The organism is Pseudoselenomonas ruminantium (assembly GCF_900113715.1).
Taxonomy (GTDB): Bacteria; Bacillota; Negativicutes; order Selenomonadales; family Selenomonadaceae; genus Selenomonas_A; species Selenomonas_A caprae.
In genome coordinates, this window is sequence record NZ_FOQK01000051.1 from 1 (window position 1) to 2,665 (window position 2,665).

At 49.5% G+C, this 2,665-nt stretch carries 3 protein-coding genes and 3 tRNA genes; all 6 read left to right on the forward strand.

Annotation, left to right across the window (positions count from 1 at the left end; all coding sequences use genetic code 11):
- Positions 1–241: 241 nt before the first annotated feature.
- The 6 genes from BM181_RS14855 to BM181_RS14880 all read left to right on the forward strand — a co-directional run bounded on the left by BM181_RS14855 (position 242) and on the right by BM181_RS14880 (position 2,538).
- Positions 242–775 (forward strand): methyl-accepting chemotaxis protein, encoded by a 534-nt coding sequence (locus BM181_RS14855; RefSeq protein ID WP_075429904.1) that lies wholly within the window; start codon positions 242–244, stop codon positions 773–775.
- 151 nt (positions 776–926) lie between these two features.
- Positions 927–1,002 (forward strand) — tRNA-Lys (locus BM181_RS14860).
- 11 nt (positions 1,003–1,013) lie between these two features.
- Positions 1,014–1,090 (forward strand) — tRNA-Asp (locus tag BM181_RS14865).
- 4 nt (positions 1,091–1,094) lie between these two features.
- Positions 1,095–1,170: transfer RNA gene (locus BM181_RS14870), tRNA-Phe, on the forward strand.
- Positions 1,171–1,241: 71 nt separating this feature from the next.
- On the forward strand, positions 1,242–1,811 hold the full coding sequence (locus BM181_RS14875) for a TMEM165/GDT1 family protein (protein ID WP_075445877.1): 570 nt from the start codon (positions 1,242–1,244) through the stop codon (positions 1,809–1,811).
- A gap of 91 nt (positions 1,812–1,902) precedes the next feature.
- Positions 1,903–2,538: a DedA family protein gene (locus tag BM181_RS14880; RefSeq protein WP_075445878.1), complete on the forward strand. Its 636-nt coding sequence runs from the start codon at positions 1,903–1,905 to the stop codon at positions 2,536–2,538.
- The last annotated feature ends 127 nt before the right edge of the window (positions 2,539–2,665 follow it).

Genomic DNA, 2,665 nt, shown 5'->3' on the forward strand with positions numbered 1-2,665 from the left:
CATACCGAACACAGTAGTTAAGCACATATACGCCGAAAGTACTTGTCTGGAGACGGACTGGGAGGATAGGGAGTTGCCAGTTAAGCGAAAGGCATCCACGTTGTGGATGTCTTTTTTATTTTTTTTTACGGCTAGAAGGTTTTTCGCCGTTTATGTGGAATAAGAATAGAGCAAGGATATATTGTAGCGTTTTCATTGGGAATATACCAATTTTTTGTGATCGGAATGGGGAGGAATATAAATGGCAGAGGATACCATGAGCAGAGAAGATATTAACGCAAAGCTGACGTCATCGATTGAGGAGATTGCTACGTCGACGCAGACAGTCTATGAAGCTGTTGAGCAGGTTGCAAAGAGTGCAAGTGCTCTTGCTAAGGCTGGGCAGGAATCGGTTGAGCAGGCCAAGTTCCTGCAGGAGAAGAATGCCGATACGATCAAGGTCATTGACTTCATCACGAACATTGCTGGCCAGACGAATCTTCTGGGTCTCAATGCGGCTATCGAGGCTGCACGTGCCGGTGAGCAGGGCCGCGGCTTCGCTGTCGTTGCTGAGGAGGTCAGAAAGCTGGCTGAGCAGTCCCGTGAGGCAACGGAGAAGATCCAGTCGACGCTCAATGAGATGAACAAGGCGGTTGAGGGGATTTCCAAATCCATCGAAACGACCGGTTCGATCAGTGAGGAGCAGGCTGCTTCGACGGAGGAGATCACGGCTAACCTGTCCCGCGTGACGAGAGCCGCTGAAGAACTCAAGAAATACGTTGAAAGCCTTAACTGAGCAAAATCATTTAAAGACGCCTTTGGGCGTCTTTTTTGATTTCTTGAAAAATATGTGTTGACAAGAATAGCGTTTATCCGTATAATAATGTCCTGTGAGTGACGTATCAGTTGATCCAGTTTATACTTTGCTAGAGATATTCTGCTCACCTGGTTCACTAGCTCAGTTGGTAGAGCACCTGACTTTTAATCAGGGTGTCCCGGGTTCGAATCCCGGGTGAGCCACCATTTTATCATATGGCCCGGTAGTTTAGTTGGTTAGAATGCCGCCCTGTCACGGCGGAGGTCAGGGGTTCAAGTCCCCTTCGGGTCGCCATTTTGCCTCTGTAGCTCAGTTGGTAGAGCAGGGGACTGAAAATCCCCGTGTCAGTGGTTCGATTCCGCTCGGAGGCACCACTTGCAAGTAGAGACCTTGTGTACTTAGTACCGAGGTCTTTTTGTGTATTATACAAGAATGTGAAGGAGAGATGTTGGTGGAGGCGCTGTTGGCTTCGTTCCTGATTGTCTTCCTCGCGGAAATGGGCGATAAGACCCAGTTCCTCGTCATGGCTTTTGCGGCCAAGTACGAATGGAAGCAGGTTTTTGCGGGGATGACGCTGGGGATTTTGGTGGTACATTCGTTGGCGGTGGCTGTGGGGGCTTTGGCTGGTGAGCTCATACCGGCCCATCTTATGGCGATTTTTGCTTCCTTGTTGTTCCTTGGCTTTGGTATCTGGACATTGCGCGGTGACGATGACGAAGAAGAGGAAGCCCATGATTCGCGGTTTGGGCCGTTGCTTACGGTGGCCATGACGTTTATCGTCGGTGAGATGGGAGATAAGACGCAGTTTGCTGCGATGGCTATGGCTGCGCAGTATGAAGGGGCGTGGCAGGTCGTGCTGCTAGGGGCGCTGCTGGGGATGCTGGTGGCGGATAGTCTGGGGATTCTGGCTGGGGCGCTGCTGCACCGCCGTTTGCCAGCCCGTCAGATGCGGCTGTTGTCTGCGGGGATTTTCCTTGTGTTTGGCATAGCTGGGCTGGTGAAGGCACTGTTATGAGTGCGGATTTCCACCTTGCTTTTTCAGATTTATGCAGTATAATAGGCGGTAGTATTGAGGTTTTGAGTAGAGAAAGGGAGATTCAGTAAGAATGGAACATTTTTCGACGTTGTTCTTGGAGTTCATCGCTTCTTGGGGATATGTGGCCGTTGCTATTCTGATGGCGGCAGAGAATGCCTGCATTCCGATTCCCAGCGAGCTGATTCTGGGATTCGCCGGGTACCTTATTTTCGCTGACCAGATGACATTTGCCGGTGCGCTGACTGCTGGTATGGTCGGAGGTATGGCAGGTTCGATTTTTGCTTATGCGGTAGGTCATAAAGGTGGACGTACTTTTGTCGACGAATATGGTCATTATTTTTTCGTCAAGAAGAGTCATGTCGACATTGCGCAGAATTGGTTTGATAAATATGGTCTCAAGGCGGTTTTTTTCAGCCGTATGCTGCCGGTTGTGCGCACGTTCATTTCGTTACCGGCAGGTTTTGCTCATGTAGATATGAAGAAATTCTTGATGCTGACCTTTGCTGGTTCACTGCCCTGGACGGCACTGATTTTGGCAGCCGGCATGATGCTCGGCAAGAGCTGGCAGATCATGTTGGCGTATGGTCATACGGCCAGTCTCGTCTTCGTCGGTATCTGTGCGGTGGTCATTGCAGTCATGTATATCCGCTATCGCCGAAAAAAAAACGCTCGTGAGCGCGTAGAGCTCAGTGAGGACACAGAATAATAAATAGTGTGGAAGATCCGTTGACTAGGAATTTGTAGAGACCCCCATAAGTTAGACCAAGGAATCTAACTTATGGGGGTCTTTTTATGGCAAAATATAGTGCAGAATTTAAATGTAAGGTAGTCCA